Here is a 17,584-nt window from a genome sequence, read left to right as displayed (position 1 = left end):
CTCAGTTCAGCGGTATGGCGTTGTTGTCCTTGCCCGCCTGATAGCTGTCGGACAGGCGATCGTAGCGCGCGCGAATGCGCTTATCCTGGGCGGTGAGCCGCTTCTCGGTTTCCGGGTCGGCACCCTGGAGGAGAACCGCGATCGAGGCCGATTTCCAGAAGGCGTTCGCCCGGGCATAGCCGCCCGGTTCGAGCCGGAAGACCTCCTTGAGGATCCTCAGATCATGCGGGATCGAGAAACTGTCGCGTGAATCCTCGTGACTGAAAAGATAGTAGAAATTGTCGAAACCGGCCCAGGTGATCGCGGAGAGACACATGGAGCAGGGCTCGTGGGTCGAAAGGAAGATCAGGTCTTTCGTGTCCGGCTTCTCGGTCATTTCATAGAAGCGCTTGAGCGCGTGGACCTCGCCGTGCCACAGCGGGTTCTCCGTTTCGTTGTTGGTTTCGGCGAGCACCAGCGACAGATCGGACTTGCGCAGGATGGCGGCGCCGAAGACCTTGTTGCCGGTCGCCACGCCCTTTTCGGTCAACGGCAGGATGTCGTTCTCGATGACGGTCAACAGGCGCTCGGCCAGTTCGTACTGATTCATTCTGCGCTCTCCTGTCCGCCGGCATTTAACTGAGGTCTGAGCGTCCGCGCAATGGCTGGGCGGGCCGAGAGGCCCGTGGCCACCGGAGATATTTGCTCAAAAAGATTGGCTGTCGAGCAAAACAATACGTGGCCATAAAAGCATTGAAATTTCTGTTTCTTCAATTGTTGCCCCCTATAGGGGATATTCGCCGCAGCCTGTAGAAGGAGCCACCCTATCGCCATGTCGCAGCAACTGTCTCTTTTCCCGGCCTTCTTTCGCGTCGCGCAGAAAAGCGTGGCGGTGTTCGGCAACGGGGATGAGGCTTTTGCCAAGGTGCGGCTGCTTCTGAACACGGAGGCGCGCATCGTCGCCTATGCGGATCGGCCGGAGCCGGCCTTCGCCGCCTACCTGAGCGACAACCGCATTGAAACGGTCGGTCAACCCTTTGCCGCCCACCAGGTCGACGGCGCCGCGCTGGTCTTCGCCGCGACCGGTGACGCGCTCGCGGACCGGGTGATCGTCGCGGCCGCGCGCGAGCGGAAAATTCCGGCGAACGCCGTCGACCAGCCGGACTATTGCGATTTCCTGACGCCGGCGCTCGTCAACCGCGCCCCGGTCGCCGTCGCGATCGGCACCGAAGGGGCGGGGCCGGTGCTTGCCCAGATGATCCGTGCGCAGATCGACCAGTTGCTGTCGCCATCGCTTGGCCTCGTCGCCTCGCTCGCCGCGGGCTATCGCGAGGCGGTCGACCGCCTCGTGCCGCGGGGCGTCGCCCGCCGCGTCTTCTGGCGGCGCTTTTTCTCGGGTCCGGTGGCCGACCATGTCGCGCTCGGCGATCTCGCCTCGGCGCGACGCGAGGCTTCCCGCTTGCTCGACGCTGCCGACCGCGTCTCCGGGCATGTCTGGCTCGTCGGTGCCGGCCCTGGTGCCGAGGATCTGCTGACGCTTCGGGCGCAGCGGGTGATGATGGAGGCCGACGCCATCGTTTATGACGCGCTGGTGCCGCAAGCGATCGTCGACATGGGCCGTCGCGACGCCGAGCGCCTCTCCGTCGGCAAGCGCAAGGGCTGCCACACGAAATCGCAGGGCGAGATCAACCAGTTGCTGGTGCGGCTCGCCGGCGAAGGCAAGCGCGTCGTTCGCCTGAAGTCCGGCGATCCGCTGGTCTTCGGGCGCGCCGGCGAGGAGATGGCGGCGCTGCGCGAGGCGGGAATCAGCTATGAGATCGTGCCGGGCATCACCTCGGCCTTCGCGGCAGCCGCCGATTTCGAACTGCCGCTGACGCTGCGCGGCGTTGCGTCGTCGCTGGTCTTCACCACCGGACACGACCTCACCGGCGACGTGCTTCCCGATTGGGCGCGGCTTGCCGTTTCCGGCGCGACGATTGCGGTCTATATGGGACGCTCCGTCGCGGCTTCGGTCGCCGGGCGGCTGATCAAGGCGGGCCTGCCGCGGGAGACGACGGTCGCCGTGGTCGAGAATGCCAGCCGCGCCGGACGTCGGCTCTTGCATGGGACGCTCAGGGACCTGCCGGACCTCGAGGCGCGGAGCGAACTCGACGGGCCGGTCATGGTGATCATCGGCGACGCGGTGGCGGGTGCGAATTTCGAGCGATCGGAGCCGCTTGCGGCCGGCCGCCGTCAGGGCGCAGGGAAGACTTCGGGCGCCGAGCGCGCCGAACAGATTTTGAATTGAGGACGACGCGAATGGTGGACAAGGTTTTGACGGCGAATCGTCTGGCGGATGGCATATCCGTCTGGCTCGACGCCTCCGGCAATTGGGTGGAGTCGCTCCAGGACGCCTTCGTCGCCCGCCATGCCGAGGCCGTCGCGGCGCTGGAGGCAACCGGAAAGCGCGCGTTCGACGAGAATAAAGTCGTGGACGTCAACGTTGTCGACGTCGAGGAAGTCGACGGCACGCTTCGCCCGCTGCGCATGCGCGAGCGGATCCGGGCCGAGGGGCCGACGATCCCCTATGCGCCCGGATATCACGGGCTTGCCGGCCCCAAGAATTTTGCTGCCTGAGGACCTGAGAGCCCATGTACCGTTACGACGAATTCGACCACGCTTTCGTTTCCGCCCGTGTCGAGCAGTTCCGCGACCAGGTCCAGCGGCGGCTGTCCGGCGAACTGGCCGAGGACGCCTTCAAGCCGCTGCGACTGATGAACGGCGTCTATCTGCAATTGCACGCCTACATGCTCCGCGTCGCCGTTCCCTACGGCACGCTGTCGAGCCGCCAATTGCGGATGCTCGCGCATATCGCCCGCAAATACGACCGCGGCTACGGTCACTTCACCACGCGCCAGAACATCCAGTACAATTGGCCGCGCCTTTCCGACACGCCGGACATCCTCCAGGAACTGGCAAGCGTCGAGATGCACGCGCTGCAGACCTCGGGCAACTGCATTCGTAACGTGACCGCGGACCATTTTGCCGGCGCAGCGGCCGACGAGGTCGCCGATCCGCGTCCCTATGCCGAAATCCTCAGGCAGTGGTCGAGCGTCCACCCGGAATTCTCGTACCTGCCGCGCAAGTTCAAGATCGCGGTGACCGGCGCCGAGCGCGACCGCGCCGCGATCCAGGTGCACGACATCGGCCTGCACCTGAAGAAGGACGAGAACGGCAAGCTCGGCTTCGCCGTCTATGTCGGCGGCGGGCAGGGGCGCACGCCGCTGATAGCCAAGAAGATCCGCGACTTCCTGCCGGAGGAGGATCTGCTCTCCTACACCACCGCGATCGTGCGCGTTTACAATCTCTACGGCCGTCGCGACAACAAGTACAAGGCGCGCATCAAGATCCTCGTCCACGAAACCGGTGCGGAGGAAATGGCACGTCAGGTCGAAGCCGAATTCGCCAACCTCAAGGACACGGAACTGAAGCTGCCGGATACCGACATCCAGGCGATCGCCGCCTATTTCGCGCCGCCGGCGCTGACCAACCGCCCGGAAGGCTGGGGCAATCTCGCCGGCTGGAAGAAGGCCGACCCTGCCTTTGCCGCGTGGGTGCACCAGAACGTCCAGCCGCACAAGCACCCCGATTACGGCATGGTGACGATCTCGCTGAAGCCGATCGGCGGCATCCCGGGAGACGCGAGCCACGAGCAGATGGACGCGGTCGCCGATATTGCCGAGGAATACGCCTTCGACGAGATCCGCGTCAGCCACGAGCAGAACCTCATCCTGCCGCATGTCGCGCTTGCCGACCTGGAGCCGGTCTACCGCGCGCTGGTGGCGGCCGGGCTGGCGACCGCCAATGCCGGGCTGATCACCGACATCATTGCCTGCCCGGGGCTCGACTATTGCGCGCTTGCCAATGCGCGCTCCATTCCGGTCGCGCAGGAGATTTCCAGCCGTTTCGGCGACCCCGAGCGGCAAGCCGAGATCGGTGAGCTGAAGATCAAGATTTCCGGCTGCATCAATGCTTGCGGCCACCATCATGTCGGCCATATCGGCCTTCTCGGTGTCGAGAAGAAGGGCGAGGAGCTATATCAGATCACGCTCGGCGGTTCCGGCGACGAGAACACGTCGATCGGCGAGATCATCGGACGCGGCTTCGCACCGGAAAAGGTGACGGATGCGGTGGAGACGATCGTCGATACCTATCTTGGCCTGCGCCGGGACAAGTCGGAAACCTTCCTCGAGGCCTACCGGCGCGTCGGGCCGCAGCCTTTCAAGGATGCGCTCTACGGCGGCAATGCCCAGGCAGCCGCTTGACGCAGGAACAAGGACGCAGGGGACAAGCGCAGATGACGAAAATCTGGAAAGAAACCGGCTTCGTGAACGATGATCCCTGGGTCATTGAAACGGAGGAGACCAAGGCGGGATCGAACGAGAAGGCGATACTGGGGCTTGGCGCCTTCCTGGAGGCGGCCGCCGCCGGCGACGTCTCCGGCCTCGGCGTGCTGATCGCCCCCGCCGACGATGTGACCCGCATTGCGCCCTATCTCGATCGCGTGGCGCTCGTCGCCGTGGCGTTTCCGGCCTTCAACGACGGCCGGTCTTTCAGCCACGCTTCGCTGCTGCGCTCGCGCCTTGGCTTCGCCGGCGAGATCCGCGCCGTCGGCGACGTGCTGATCGACCAGATCCCGCTGATGCTGCGTTGCGGCATCGACAGCTTTGCCGTCACCAACGCTACGGCAATCAAGCGGCTTTCCGAGGGCCGCCTGCCGGGCATCGACAATCATTACCAGCCGACGGCAAAACCGTCTGCCAATACGAACTCTTATAGCTGGCGGCGCGTTTCGTAAAAGAGACGACCGCGACAGTGTGAAGCAAGCCGAAATCCTCGAAAGCGACTATATTTGGAAGGGATTTCCTTTCAATTCGGCGTGGGTTGGAATATCCGCTTGTACTTGATAAAAAGCGTCACCATTACAGGACTGCAGCCACGATGAATGCTCCGGCAAAAAAGGAAGATTTCGCGGTACAGGCACCGGCAGGCGTCTTCGTCGAAACGGTCACGAGCGTCACCCACTACACGGACCGGCTCTTCCGCTTCCGCATGACCCGCCCGCAGGAGTTCCGCTTCCGCTCCGGCGAGTTCGCGATGATCGGCCTGATGGTTGGCGACAAACCCGTCTATCGCGCCTACTCGATCGCTAGCCCGGCCTGGGATGAGGAACTGGAGTTCTTCTCCATCAAGGTGCCGGATGGCCCGCTGACGTCGCACCTGCAGAAGATCAAGCCGGGCGATCAGGTGCTGATGCGCAAGAAGCCGACCGGTACGCTGGTGCTCGACGCGCTCGTGCCCGGCCGCAGGCTCTACATGTTCTCGACCGGTACGGGCATCGCTCCCTTTGCGAGCCTTATCCGTGATCCGGAAACCTACGAGAAGTTCGAGGAGGTTATCCTCACCCATACCTGCCGGGACGTCGCGGAACTGAAATACGGCTTCGACCTGGTCGAGGAAATCCGCAGCCACGAGTTCCTGAACGAGATCGTCGGCGACAAGCTCCGCCACTATGCGACGGTGACGCGCGAGGAGTATCCGTTCAAGGGCCGGATCACCGACCTTATGACGAACGGCAAGTTCTTCGCCGACCTGGGCCTGCCGCCGCTCGATCCGGCGGTCGATCGCGGCATGATCTGCGGCTCGACCGCCATGCTGAAGGATACCAAGGAAATCCTCGAGGCCGCCGGCCTGACGGAAGGCGCCAACAACAAGCCGGCCGAATTCGTCATCGAGCGCGCCTTCGTCGGCTGAACCGCGCCGCCTCTGCACATTGAATGAATAGGATGAGAGGCACGCCGTCAGCGTGCCTCTTTCTCATTGGCGGACGGAGCTTCGGGTAGGGGGTGTCACGGTCATCCCTCCGCGAGATAGTCCATCAGCCGCGACATGGCCGCGGCTGCTTCCGAAGGGTCCGCCGCTTCGATGGCGCGCATCGCCTCGACATGGCGCTCGACCGACCCCCGCATCTTTTCCGGCGAGGCGGACGCGAACCAGATGCGGCGCGCGTGGGTCTGGAGCGGCGCGAGTGCGGCGGTCAGGAAACGGTTGGGACAGGCTTCCTCCATCACCTCGTCGAACATCTTGTCGGCCACGAGGAATTCCTCCAGGTCGCCGCGCTCGGCGCAGCCCATCATTTCCCGGGCGCAGTCGCCGATCGCCCTACGCGCTTCGGCACTTGCCTCATCCGCCACGAGGGCGGCGGCCAGCGGTTCCAGTCGCTTGCGGGTCTCCATCACATGCGCCCGGTCGTCGGGCCGGATGATCGTGATCTGCAGCCCGACGCGTGCGCGGATTTCGATCAGCCCCTGCCAGGCGAGCTTCTGGATCGCTTCGCGGACCGGCGTCCGGCCGCAATTGGCGCGTTCAAGGAGTTGCCGTTCGGTGACGAGCGCTCCCGGCTCCAGCTTCAATGTGACGATAAGACGTTCGAGCGCCAGGTAGGCGAGGTGGGCTTGCGATCGATTTTGCATGAGCATCGCCGAAACTGACATATCAGAGGTTGCCACCATCCAGGATGGCTGGCAAGCACATCGCCGGTGCCTGCAGCGCCGCGCGTCCGCGGAAATCTCGCTGTAGCGCTTTGAATTTGCTGCGTGTCTTCGTCCTTGAATCGGGGTCGATTTACGGAGACATGCAGTAGCGCAGCCGGGCCGGCTCCGGCCACGAATGGAAACGGCCCACCTTCAAGGTGGGCCGTGCCGGTTCGCGAAATGCGCTGCCGTGTCAGTGCAGGATCTGGCTCAGGAACAGCTTGGTGCGCTCGTGCTGCGGATTGTCGAAGAATTCGGCCGGCGAATTCTGTTCGACGATCTGGCCCTGGTCCATGAAGATCACGCGATTGGCAACCTGGCGCGCGAAGCCCATTTCGTGGGTCACGCACAGCATGGTCATGCCTTCCTCGGCGAGGCTGACCATGGTGTCCAGCACTTCCTTCACCATTTCCGGGTCGAGCGCGGAGGTCGGCTCGTCGAACAGCAGGATCTTCGGCCGCATGCACAGGGACCGCGCAATGGCGACGCGCTGCTGCTGGCCACCCGAGAGCTGCCCCGGATATTTGTGGGCCTGCTCGGGAATCTTGACGCGCTTCAGGAAGTGCATCGCGATTTCCTCGGCCTCCTTCTTCGGCATCTTGCGCACCCAGATCGGCGCGAGCGTGCAGTTTTCCAGGATCGTCAGATGCGGGAACAGGTTGAAGTGCTGGAAGACCATGCCGACCTCGCGGCGCACTTCGTCGATCTTCTTGAGGTCGTTTGTGAGTTCGATCCCGTCGACGACGATCTTGCCCTTCTGATGTTCCTCGAGACGGTTGATGCAGCGGATCATCGTCGATTTGCCGGAGCCCGACGGGCCGGCGATGACGATGCGCTCGCCGCGCATCACCTTGAGGTTGATGTCGCGCAGAACGTGGAAATCACCGTACCACTTGTTCATGTTGGTGATTTCGATAGCAACATCCGTCGTCGAGATGGTCATCTTCGATGCGGTGGCAGTGTTTGCCATGGTTTTTTCCCCTTTTTTTATCGTTGGCTTCTGTCGAGCACGCGTTCCATGAAGCCGGAATAGCGCGACATGCCGAAGCAGAAAAGCCAGAAGACGAAGCCCGCGAAAATCAGGCCGGTCAGCGGTGTTACGGCGGATGCCCAGTTCGTGTCGGTGAAGTTCAGCCGGACGATGCCGAGCAGGTCGAACATGCCGATGATCGAGACGAGGGAGGTGTCCTTGAACAGGCCGATGAAGGTGTTGACGATGCCCGGGATCACCAGCTTCAGCGCCTGCGGCAGAACGATGAGGTTCATCTTCTGCCAGTAGCTGAGGCCGAGCGAGTCGGCGCCTTCGTATTGACCCTTCGGGATCGCCTGCAGACCGCCGCGGACCACTTCCGCCATGTAGGCGGAGGCGAAGAGCGACACGCCGATGAGCGCCCGCAGGAACTTGTCGAAGGTGACACCCTGCGGCAGGAACAGCGGCAGCATCACGCTTGCCATGAACAGGACCGTGATCAGCGGAACGCCGCGCACCACCTCGATGAAGACGGTGCAGAGCATCTTGATCACCGGCATGTTCGACCGCCGCCCGAGTGCGAGCAGAATACCCAACGGCAGTGAAACGGCGATGCCGACGAACGACAGTGCCAGGGTGACCATCAGGCCGCCCCAGAGCGGCGTCTCGACGTAAGGAAGGCCAAGCCAGCCGCCGGGCAGCAGGATCGTGGCGATGATCGGCAGGACCACCAGCAGCAATACCGCGTTCAATCCCTTGTAGGGGATCTTGGGAATCAGCATCGGTACGAGGAACAGCACGAAGAGTATGCCGACGAGAGCCGGACGCCACCGTTCTTCGAGCGGATAGCGGCCGAAGATGAACTGGCCGAACTTGGCATTGACGAAGGCCCAGCATGCGCCGCTCCAGCCTTCGGGCTGCGTGCCGCCCTGCGCCAGCGTGGCACAGACGCCGCGGCCGCCGCCGGTCCAGGCGGCATCGATGAACAGCCAGTTTATCGCCGGCGGCACCAGCCATGCCAGGATGAGCAGGCTGATGATCGTCAGGACGGTGTCCTTTGGCGTCGCGAAGAGATTCTTCCTGAGCCAAAGCATGATGCCGGTGTCGAGCGCCGGGGCCGGTGAGGCTTCGATCATTGAAGCACGAACGAAACTTGCCTGATGCGTGCTCATTGTCTCACCTCTCCACCAGCGCCATACGGGCGTTGTACCAGTTCATGAACAGCGAGGTCGCGAGGCTCAGGCTGAGATAGACGATGAGCCAGATGCTGACCACTTCGATGGACTGCCCCGTCTGGTTGAGGATCGTGCCGCCGACGGCGACGAGATCCGCATAGCCGACCGCGACCGCCAGCGACGAGTTCTTGGTCAGGTTGAGATACTGGCTGGTCAATGGCGGAATGATGATGCGCATCGCCTGCGGCACGATGACGAGACGAGTCGTCAGCCGCGGCCGGATGCCAAGTGCATGGGCTGCCTCGGTCTGGCCCTTCGACACGCCGCGGATGCCGGCGCGTACGATCTCGGCGATGAAGGCGGCGGTGTAGAAGGACAGGGCGAGGAAAAGCGACATGAATTCCGGCCCGACGACCGAGCCGCCCGTCAGGTTGAACTTGCCCGCGACCGGCAGGTCGAAGGTGAGCGGCGCGCCTGCGGCAACGAAGGTGACCAGCGGCAGGCCGATGATGAGCCCGAGCACGGTCCAGAGCACGGGCAGCCGCTGGCCGGTCGCCTCCTGCCGCTTGCGCGCATAGCGGGCGAAAAACACGCTCGCGGCGATCGCGACGAGGAACGCCAGCAACGCATATTCCGCGCCTTCCCCGAAAATGGGCCTCGGGAAGGCGACGCCGCGATTGCTCACGAAGATATCGAAGGGCAGGGCGAGCGCGTCGCGCGCCTGCGGCAGGATCGCCAGCACGCCGCTGTACCAGAAGAAGATGACGAGCAGCGGCGGGATGTTGCGGAACACCTCGACATAGGTCAGCGACAGCTTGGCGATGATCCAGTTGTGCGAAAGGCGCCCGATGCCGACGAGAAAGCCGATGATCGTTGCCGTGACGATACCGGTGATCGCCACCAGCAGCGTGTTGACGAAGCCGACGACGAGCGCGCGGCCGTAGCTGGAATCGCTCGTGAACGCGATCAGCGACTGGCCGACATCGAATCCCGCCCGGCTGTTCAGAAATCCGTAGCCGGAGGCGATATTGGCGCGCCTCAGGTTCTCGACGGTGTTGTCGGCGATCCAGTAGACGAGGACCGCGAGTATGATGATGGTGACTGCCTGGTAGAATATTCCGCGCACCTGGGGATCGTTGATGATCGATCCCGAGGACTTGCTTTTTTCAGGCGCATTCGTGACGCCAATGGCCATGCAATGCCTCTTTCCCCAATCCGCCCTTTCCGGGCGTTCTTATTTTGGAACGGAGGAGCGGGTGAGCCGCTCCTCCGGTGGAGTCGGTTAGCGGACCGGCGGCGCGTACTGGATGCCGCCCTTGTTCCACAGGGCGTTCAGGCCGCGCTCGATCTTGAGCGGGCTGCCGGCGCCGATGTTGCGGTCGAAGACTTCGCCATAGTTGCCGACGGCCTTGATGATGTTCACGGCCCATTCGTTGGTCAGACCAAGGTCCGTGCCGATCTTGCTGTCGGCTTCAACGCCGAGGAAGCGCTGGACGTCGGGGTTCGTCGACTTCTTCATTTCCTCGACATTCGCCTGCGTGATGCCGAATTCCTCGGCCTGGATCAGCGCGAAGTGAACCCAGCTCACGATGTCGAACCACTGATCGTCGCCCTGGCGGACGGCCGGGCCGAGCGGCTCCTTGGAGATGATTTCCGGCAGGATCATGTGATCGTCCGGATTGGAGAGGGTCAGGCGCAGCGAATAGAGGCCGGACTGGTCGGTGGTGTAAACGTCGCAACGGCCGGCATCATAGGCCGCGTTGACTTCTTCGAGCTTCTCGAACACGACCGGATTGTACTGCAGGTTGTTCGTCTTGAAGTAGTCGGCGAGGTTGAGCTCGGTCGTGGTGCCGGTCTGCACGCAAACGGCCGCGCCGGAAAGTTCGAGGGCCGACTTCACGTTGAGGCTCTTGCGCACCATGAAGCCCTGGCCGTCATAGTAATTGACCGGGCGGAAGTTGAAGCCGAGAGCGGTGTCGCGGTTGATCGTCCAGGTCGTGTTGCGGGCGAGAACGTCCACTTCACCGGACTGCAGCGCCGGGAATCGCTCCTTTGCGGAGGTCGGCGTGTACTTGACCTTGGTCGCGTCGCCAAAAACCGCGGCGGCGATCGCCTTGCAGTAGTCGACGTCGAAACCGCTCCAATTGCCCGAGGCGTCGGGTGCCGCGAAACCGGCGAGGCCGGTGTTGACGCCGCACTGGACAAAGCCCTTGGCCTTCACGTCGTCAAGGGTCGCGGCGGAGGCCGCGTTTGCGCCAATCCCCATGACAGCAGCGCCAACAAGGGCTGTCAGAATTCTTCTTGCCATTTTTGTGAACCTTTTCGGTTGTTGTTAGTTCCCGTCTGCACCGTCGCGCGCATCGGCGCGTGCAGCCTCATGCCACCCTCCTGGCGTGAGTGCAATCTATCTCATGCTCAAAATGTATGAGGGTCAAGAGATGTTGCTGATTTTCTGGTTTTCCATGTGAAAAACCTGAAAGTCGGCGGAAATTTACGCAGAATTTGCGGGAAAACCGGCCGAACCTGAATAAAAAACCGCCAATTGCGCCTTTTCCGCGCGCCTTTGTCTGGGTAATGAATTTCCCCTTGACCTCGCCGGTTCGCCGTTCGATGACGAGCCAACGAGTTTTTAAGAGGCGGATTCCTTCTATGGCAGACAAGCTCAGCGCGCTCGGAAAAATTGGCGTCAACACGCGCCTCGCCCACAGCGGCAACAACCCTTCCGACTTCCATGGTTTCGTCAATCCGCCCGTGGTCCACGCCTCCACCGTGCTCTTTCCCAATGCGAGGACCATGGAGACCCGGGCGCAGAAATATACCTACGGCACGCGCGGCACGCCGACGACCGATGCCCTTTGCGAGGCGATCAACGAGCTCGAGGGGGCGGCCGGAACGATTCTCGTCCCATCCGGCCTCGCGGCGGTCACCGTGCCGTTCCTCGCCTATCTGTCGTCGGGAGATCACGCGCTCATCGTCGATTCGGTCTATTTCCCGACGCGACATTTCTGCGACACGATGCTCACCCGGCTGGGTGTGACGGTCGAATATTACGATCCGATGATCGGTGCCGGTATCGAGAACCTGATCAGGCCGAACACGCGACTAGTCCACACGGAAGCGCCGGGGTCCAATACGTTCGAGATGCAGGATATCCGGGCGATTGCCACGGCGGCGCATCGGCATGGATGCATCGTGACAATGGACAACACCTGGGCGACACCGGTCTATTTCCGGCCGCTCGAGCACGGCGTCGACATTTCCATCCATGCGGCGACCAAATATCCGTCCGGCCATTCGGACGTGCTGCTCGGCACGGTATCGGCCAATGAGAGGCATTGGCCGGCGCTCAGCGAAGCGATGGTGACGCTCGGCGTATGCGTCTCGCCGGATGACAGCTATCAGATTCTGCGCGGCCTGCGCACCATGGGCGTTCGGCTCGAGCGCCATCAGGCAAGCGCGCTGGAGATCGCCAAATGGCTCGAGAGCCGCGATGAGGTGGCGCGCGTGCTGCATCCGGGCTTGCCGAGCTTTCCGGGGCACGAGCTGTGGAAGCGCGATTTCGGCGGTGCGAGCGGCATCTTCTCCTTTGTCCTCAGCTCTGCGCCGGAAAAGAGCAAGGCGAAAGCGCATGCGTTCCTCGACGCGCTGTCGCTGTTCGGGCTCGGCTATTCCTGGGGCGGATTCGAAAGCCTTGCGGTCCATGTGAACCTAGCCGACCGCAAAGTCGCCAAGGCCCCGTCCGAGGGGCCGGTCATCCGGCTGCAGATCGGGCTCGAGGACGTTCCCGACATCCGCCGCGATATCGAGGCGGGACTCGCGGCTGCCAACGCGGTCTGATTTCTCGGGGCGCCGCGCTTCTACCGCCTTGGCGCGCCGTAGCCATAGAGCCAGTCGAGGTCGGCCGCGAGCGCTTCGGGGCCCTTGGTGGCGAGGACCAGGTTGCGGGCGATCCTCACCGGGCCGGCAGCATGGTAGGCGAACCGGTTGAAAGCGGCGCGCTTGCGCACCCGCTCGATCCGCGGCCTGCGGGCGGCGTCGTATCGAGCGAAGGCGGAGGGGATGTCGGAAGCGTCGGTGAGGCAGCGGGCCAGCTCGCGCGCATCCTCGATCGCCATCGCAGCGCCCTGGGCCGCGAAAGGCGTCATGGCATGGGCGGCATCGCCGATCAGGATCGTGTCGCGGCCGTTATGCCAGGAGCCGCCATCGACGGTGCAAAGCGGCCAGTAGGTTGCCGAGGCGGCAACCTCGAGCATGCGGCGCAAATCGGGATGCCAATCCTTGAATGCCGCCGCGAACTCCTGTCGCCTGTCTTCCGAATCGCGGCCCGCCCAGACACTGTCCGACGGCTTGCCGGCAACGATCGCGACCAGGTTGAAGCCGCCGCTTTCCCGGATCGGGTAGGCGACGAGATGCGCGTTCGGCGCCAGGAAGGCGGTGACCGGGTCGGCCGAGAGGCACCCGGCCGCCTGCGCACCGGGCAGCATCAGGCGCCAGGCGATGTTGCCGGAAAATCGGACGGCGGCGGCGCCGGGGATCGATGCGCGCATGCGCGACCAGATGCCGTCCGCGCCGACGATGATGCCTGGCCGGCGCCGGATCGCTTCCGTGATGACCTCTGACGGGTCGCGCTCGATGCGGTATCCGAGATGAAGGCGGCAGAGTGGTTCGGAGGCGACGGCGTCGAGCAGGATCTTCTGCAGACTGGCGCGATGCAGGACGCCGTAGGGTGCCGCCCACCGTTCGCGGGCCCGGGCGCCGGCCGGCACGCTTGCGAGCGGCCGCAGCGAGCGCCCGTCGACGAGCGAGATCGAATCGGGTTCGCTCCAGACGGCTTCGAGCGCCGGGCCCAGCCCGAGTTCGATCAGGATCCGCGAGGCGTTCGGCGAGAGCTGCAGTCCGGCGCCGACTTCCGTGAGCTCGCCGGCCTGCTCGAATACCTCCGTTGCGAGACCCTGCCGTGCAAGGCCGAGCGCCGTCGTCAGGCCGGCGACGCCGGCACCCACGATCGCGACCGGTTCAGCGTTCCGCATCGATGTTGCGCCGCCGACCGCGAAGGGTCAGGCGGCCTTGTTGGCGAACAGGCACCCCGGCGGAATCGTCTCGGTCGCCTTCAGCGAAGGATTGTAGCGGTAGAGCGTCGAGCAGTAGGAACAGACCTTTTCGTTGTCGTCGCCCATGTCGATGAAGATGTGCGGATGGTCGAACGGAACCGATGCGCCGGTGCACATGAATTCCTTCACGCCGATCTCGATGACCCGGTGCCCGCCGTCGTTCTGGAAATGGGGGATGCTGTGGCCGGCCATGTCGTACTCCGAATGGATGCAAGTCTCTGGTGTCGATTTTGCCGGCACCATAGTGAGCTTTAATGCAAATGTGTAGCAGCAAACATGCCGCGCCCCGCGGTTTTTGGACCCGAGCGGTTTTCGCCGTCGCCCCGGGGACTTGTTTTATCTGCGTCGTTGTCACAAAAACCGCTACACACTTCCGCGGCATGCATCAGTTTGCCGCGCAAATCAGGAAAACCAGGAACGCGAGATGGACCTCAACCCTCCGCCATTTTCCCGCTTTGTGCATGACGGACTGGAGATCGCCTTCTTCGACGAGGGCGATCCCTCGGGAGACCCGATTCTTCTCATCCACGGCTTCGCTTCGAGCGCCAACGTCAATTGGGTGTTTCCGGGTTGGCTGAAGACGCTCGGCGACGCCGGCTACAGGGTCATCGCCCTCGACAACCGCGGCCATGGGGCGAGCAGCAAGCCCTACAATCCCTCGCTCTACCATCCGCAAGAGATGGCCGGCGATGCGGCGGCGCTGCTGGTGCACCTCGGCATCGCCGAGGCGCACGTGATGGGCTATTCGATGGGTGCGCGCATTTCCGCTTTTCTCGCCCTGCACCACCCGGCCCGCGTGCGATCGCTGGTCTTCGGCGGCCTCGGCATAGGGATGGTAACGGGCGTGGGTGAGTGGGACCCGATCGCCGACGCGCTGGTGGCGCCGTCGCTCGAAGTCGTGACGCACCCGCGCGGACGGATGTTCCGCGCCTTTGCCGATCAGACGAAAAGCGACCGGCAGGCGCTCGCCGCCTGCATATCGACCTCGCGGGATCTGCTTTCGCCGGAGGAGGTGGCCCGCATCGAAGTGCCGGTCCTGATCGGCGTCGGCACCAAGGACGACATCGCGGGTTCGGCCGAGGAGCTTGCAGCATTGATGCCGCATGCGAGGGCGCTGGATATTCCCGGGCGCGACCATATGCTCGCGGTCGGCGATCGTGTCTTCAAGAGGGCCGTCCTGGAGTTTCTGGCCGAGGTGGGGTGAGCACTGGATCAAGCCACCGGGGGCGAAATGCGGCAAGGCCATTTATGTCGACCGGGATTTGCCCTATATATGAGCCAATGACGGCACAAGTCCTGTGACCGGCGTCCACGGACCGGCGACCAGACTGACCAGCCGAGGACCGACCAGGAAGGGAGAGCGACATGGTCGCCAAGACCGAACTTCGCCATACGGAAACGCTGAAGGCCGTCGATCCGATCTGGGACAGTTTGCGCGAGGAGGCGCGGGCGGCTGCAGAGCGTGACCCGATGCTCGCCGCCTTCCTCTATTCGACGATCGTCAACCAGCACTCGCTGGAAGAATGCGTCATCTACAGGATTTGCGAGCGGCTCGACCATCCCGATCTGCAGGCGAATCTGCTGCACCAGACCTTTGCCGAAATGATCGAGGATTGGCCCGAATGGGGCGCGATCCTGCGCGTCGACATCCAGGCGGTCTACGATCGCGATCCCGCCTGCACCCGCTTCCTCGAACCCGTGCTCTATTTCAAGGGCTTCCATGCCATTCAGACGCATCGTCTGGCCCATTGGCTGTGGAATCGCGGGCGGCGGGATTTCGCGCTTTATCTCCAGAGCCGTTCGTCGAGCGTCTTCCAGACCGATATCAATCCGGCCGCCCGCATCGGGCGCGGCATCTTCCTCGACCACGCGACCGGCCTCGTCGTCGGCGAGACGGCGGTGATCGGCGACAACGTGTCGATCTTGCATGGCGTGACGCTCGGCGGCACCGGCAAGGAGGGCAGCGACCGCCATCCGAAGATCGGCAACGGCGTGCTGATCGGAGCCGGCGCCAAGATTCTCGGCAATATCCATATCGGCCATTGCTCGCGCGTGGCTGCGGGCTCGGTGGTGCTGAAGCCCGTTCCTCCGAAGACGACGGTGGCCGGCGTTCCCGCAAGGGTCGTCGGCGAGGCCGGATGCTCGGAGCCCTCGCGTCAGATGGATCAGATCCTCGCGACCTTCGATATCTGAAACTGCAACTGCGGCGGCAGCGCCGGTTTCGCTCGAACACGAGGAGAAATTCAGGCGGCAATTTCATGTACTTGCGGCCGTTTCTGCATGTCTCCACGGGCGTCGGTGCCGTAATGGGTTTACACCCGGCAATCGCCCATGCGAGAAGCGCCGCAAATCAACCGGCTACGGAGAATAGATTTGAAGCCCGAAGAAATCCGCAAGCTTGAAGCCTATTTCAAGCGCACCCTCAATCAGTCGATGATCGTCAAGGCCCGCCCGAGAAAGGACGAGTCCGCCGAAGTCTATCTTGGCGACGAATTTCTCGGCGTGGTCTTCCGCGACGAGGAGGATGGCGAGCTTTCCTACAATTTCTCGATGGCGATTCTGGACGTCGATATCTAAGTCCGCAACACTTGCTTTCGGGGCCCGGCGCTGAGGATCAGCCCGGGCCTTTTTGTTATAAATCATACTTTTCCGAGAAATTCCGGGAAGGCTTTCCGCCTTTGCCAAGTCGTTGCAAGTGTTGTGCTTTATTGCAATGCACACCGAACTTGACTTTTTGTGTGCGGTGCACCTAAACTAAATTGTCGAGCCGAGCCGTCAAAAGGAGCACCCGATGTTTAACTTCGACGACGCCAACAAGAAGAGCAAGGAAGCCATGGATGTGGCGGTGAAGAGCTATTCCGCCCTGACCAAAGGCCTCCAGGCCATTGCGACAGAAACGGCGGACTACTCCAAGAAGACTTTCGAGGACAGCATTGCCCATCTCGAAAAGCTCGCGAGCACAAAGAGCCTCGAGGCTGCATTCGAGCTTCAGACGAACTATCTGAAGGCAAGCTATGAAGGCTTCGTCACCGAAGCGACGAAGATCGGCGAGATGTATGCGGATCTCGCCAAGGATGCCTACAAGCCCTATGAGGCGCCGGTTGCCAAGGCAGCGGGCCCGGTCAAGGCTGCCGCTGCCGCCTGACGATTTCATGAGATCGCCATCTTCGGAAGGCCGGCCGCGAAAACCGCGGCCGGCCTTTTGGCTTTGAATACCGGTTGTCTTCACGTCCCGGGGCGCGGCGCGCAAAAGTTGCGGCGGCGGCGGAAGAAAAATGATCAATCTTGTGCTTGGCCGTGCGAATATGATTGCAGTGCGTTGGTTCGGTCTTAAAATCCAAGAACGAACCATTAGATAAAGGCAAGCACGTCGTGGCCCGGCTCTCAGGAATCCGCGGCTGTCAAGGGAATGAAGAAGAATGATCGCCAAGTCGATCCGGATGCAGCAGGGAAGCGAAGGAGACAAGGGCGGCCCGGGTCGTGGCACGTCCGTCATCACACGCACCAAGCCGAAGACCAAGAAGCCGAGTTTGTACCGCGTCCTGCTTTTGAATGACGATTACACGCCGATGGAGTTTGTCGTTCATATTCTGGAGCGCTTCTTTCAGAAGAACCGGGAAGAGGCGACCCGCATAATGCTACATGTCCACAACCATGGCGTTGGGGAATGCGGCGTCTTCACCTACGAGGTCGCCGAAACCAAAGTGACGCAGGTGATGGATTTTGCCAGGGAGCATCAACATCCGTTGCAATGCGTCATGGAAAAGAAATGAGGAA

19 protein-coding genes are annotated in these 17,584 nt (G+C 62.8%); 11 read left to right on the top strand and 8 right to left on the bottom strand.

Annotation, left to right across the window (positions count from 1 at the left end):
• Position 1 precedes the first annotated feature (1 nt).
• The gene (locus ATB98_RS13190; RefSeq protein ID WP_066874293.1) at positions 2 to 589 is read right to left on the bottom strand and encodes a nucleoside deaminase; all 588 of its coding nucleotides are present in this window, start codon (positions 587 to 589) and stop codon (positions 2 to 4) included.
• A gap of 222 nt (positions 590 to 811) precedes the next feature.
• On the opposite strand from ATB98_RS13190, the gene cysG reads away from it, so the two are divergent.
• From cysG to ATB98_RS13165, 5 genes are all read left to right on the top strand, one after another.
• Positions 812 to 2,266 carry a siroheme synthase CysG gene (gene cysG / locus ATB98_RS13185; protein WP_066874291.1) on the top strand — a complete coding sequence of 485 codons (1,455 nt, stop codon included), beginning with the start codon at positions 812 to 814 and terminating at the stop codon, positions 2,264 to 2,266.
• An 11-nt stretch (positions 2,267 to 2,277) separates the two neighbouring features.
• Positions 2,278 to 2,595 (top strand): DUF2849 domain-containing protein, encoded by a 318-nt coding sequence (locus ATB98_RS13180; RefSeq protein WP_066874288.1) that lies wholly within the window; start codon positions 2,278 to 2,280, stop codon positions 2,593 to 2,595.
• A gap of 14 nt (positions 2,596 to 2,609) precedes the next feature.
• A complete protein-coding gene (locus ATB98_RS13175) occupies positions 2,610 to 4,283 on the top strand; it encodes a nitrite/sulfite reductase (protein ID WP_066874286.1) in 1,674 nt (557 codons plus the stop codon).
• A gap of 32 nt (positions 4,284 to 4,315) precedes the next feature.
• Positions 4,316 to 4,816, top strand: coding sequence for a DUF934 domain-containing protein (locus tag ATB98_RS13170; protein WP_066874284.1), 501 nt, complete (start codon positions 4,316 to 4,318; stop codon positions 4,814 to 4,816).
• Positions 4,817 to 4,959: 143 nt separating this feature from the next.
• Positions 4,960 to 5,772, top strand: a complete 813-nt coding sequence (locus ATB98_RS13165; RefSeq protein WP_066874282.1) for a ferredoxin--NADP reductase — start codon at positions 4,960 to 4,962, stop codon at positions 5,770 to 5,772.
• Between the two features lie 101 nt (positions 5,773 to 5,873).
• Here the strand turns inward: ATB98_RS13165 and ATB98_RS13160 are convergent, their stop codons facing one another.
• The 5 genes from ATB98_RS13160 to ATB98_RS13140 all read right to left on the bottom strand — a co-directional run bounded on the left by ATB98_RS13160 (position 5,874) and on the right by ATB98_RS13140 (position 11,004).
• Positions 5,874 to 6,491, bottom strand: a complete 618-nt coding sequence (locus tag ATB98_RS13160; RefSeq protein WP_066874399.1) for a GntR family transcriptional regulator — start codon at positions 6,489 to 6,491, stop codon at positions 5,874 to 5,876.
• Positions 6,492 to 6,744: 253 nt separating this feature from the next.
• The gene (locus tag ATB98_RS13155; protein ID WP_066874280.1) at positions 6,745 to 7,521 is read right to left on the bottom strand and encodes an amino acid ABC transporter ATP-binding protein; all 777 of its coding nucleotides are present in this window, start codon (positions 7,519 to 7,521) and stop codon (positions 6,745 to 6,747) included.
• 17 nt (positions 7,522 to 7,538) lie between these two features.
• Positions 7,539 to 8,693 carry an amino acid ABC transporter permease gene (locus tag ATB98_RS13150; protein ID WP_066874278.1) on the bottom strand — a complete coding sequence of 385 codons (1,155 nt, stop codon included), beginning with the start codon at positions 8,691 to 8,693 and terminating at the stop codon, positions 7,539 to 7,541.
• A gap of 4 nt (positions 8,694 to 8,697) precedes the next feature.
• Positions 8,698 to 9,891, bottom strand: a complete 1,194-nt coding sequence (locus tag ATB98_RS13145) for an amino acid ABC transporter permease (protein ID WP_066874276.1) — start codon at positions 9,889 to 9,891, stop codon at positions 8,698 to 8,700.
• 87 nt (positions 9,892 to 9,978) lie between these two features.
• Positions 9,979 to 11,004, bottom strand: a complete 1,026-nt coding sequence (locus tag ATB98_RS13140; RefSeq protein ID WP_066874274.1) for an amino acid ABC transporter substrate-binding protein — start codon at positions 11,002 to 11,004, stop codon at positions 9,979 to 9,981.
• A gap of 341 nt (positions 11,005 to 11,345) precedes the next feature.
• Here ATB98_RS13140 and ATB98_RS13135 point away from each other — a divergent pair, with 341 nt between their 5' ends.
• Positions 11,346 to 12,533: a cystathionine beta-lyase gene (locus ATB98_RS13135; protein ID WP_066874272.1), complete on the top strand. Its 1,188-nt coding sequence runs from the start codon at positions 11,346 to 11,348 to the stop codon at positions 12,531 to 12,533.
• Positions 12,534 to 12,553: 20 nt separating this feature from the next.
• On the opposite strand, the gene ATB98_RS13130 is transcribed toward ATB98_RS13135, so the two are convergent.
• Both ATB98_RS13130 and ATB98_RS13125 read right to left on the bottom strand, forming a co-directional pair.
• Positions 12,554 to 13,726, bottom strand: a complete 1,173-nt coding sequence (locus tag ATB98_RS13130; RefSeq protein WP_066874270.1) for an FAD-dependent monooxygenase — start codon at positions 13,724 to 13,726, stop codon at positions 12,554 to 12,556.
• A gap of 27 nt (positions 13,727 to 13,753) precedes the next feature.
• Entirely contained in the window at positions 13,754 to 13,999 is a 246-nt protein-coding gene (locus ATB98_RS13125; protein ID WP_066874268.1) for a zinc-finger domain-containing protein, read from the bottom strand.
• A 232-nt stretch (positions 14,000 to 14,231) separates the two neighbouring features.
• Between ATB98_RS13125 and ATB98_RS13120 the strand changes: the two genes are divergently transcribed.
• The 5 genes from ATB98_RS13120 (at position 14,232) to clpS (ending at position 17,580) form a co-directional block, all read left to right on the top strand.
• On the top strand, positions 14,232 to 15,011 hold the full coding sequence (locus ATB98_RS13120; protein ID WP_066874266.1) for an alpha/beta fold hydrolase: 780 nt from the start codon (positions 14,232 to 14,234) through the stop codon (positions 15,009 to 15,011).
• A gap of 161 nt (positions 15,012 to 15,172) precedes the next feature.
• The gene (gene cysE, locus ATB98_RS13115; protein WP_066874264.1) at positions 15,173 to 16,000 is read left to right on the top strand and encodes a serine O-acetyltransferase; all 828 of its coding nucleotides are present in this window, start codon (positions 15,173 to 15,175) and stop codon (positions 15,998 to 16,000) included.
• A gap of 180 nt (positions 16,001 to 16,180) precedes the next feature.
• The gene (locus ATB98_RS13110; RefSeq protein WP_066874262.1) at positions 16,181 to 16,384 is read left to right on the top strand and encodes a DUF3126 family protein; all 204 of its coding nucleotides are present in this window, start codon (positions 16,181 to 16,183) and stop codon (positions 16,382 to 16,384) included.
• A 214-nt stretch (positions 16,385 to 16,598) separates the two neighbouring features.
• Positions 16,599 to 16,952: a phasin family protein gene (locus tag ATB98_RS13105; protein WP_066874260.1), complete on the top strand. Its 354-nt coding sequence runs from the start codon at positions 16,599 to 16,601 to the stop codon at positions 16,950 to 16,952.
• A 274-nt stretch (positions 16,953 to 17,226) separates the two neighbouring features.
• A complete protein-coding gene (clpS, locus tag ATB98_RS13100; protein ID WP_066874258.1) occupies positions 17,227 to 17,580 on the top strand; it encodes an ATP-dependent Clp protease adapter ClpS in 354 nt (117 codons plus the stop codon).
• Positions 17,581 to 17,584 lie beyond the last annotated feature (4 nt).

It is taken from the genome of Sinorhizobium saheli, from assembly GCF_001651875.1.
Lineage (GTDB): Bacteria > Pseudomonadota > Alphaproteobacteria > Rhizobiales > Rhizobiaceae > Sinorhizobium > Sinorhizobium saheli.
The sequence above is the reverse complement of the archived record's forward strand: the minus strand, read 5'-3'. Positions and strand labels throughout refer to the sequence as shown.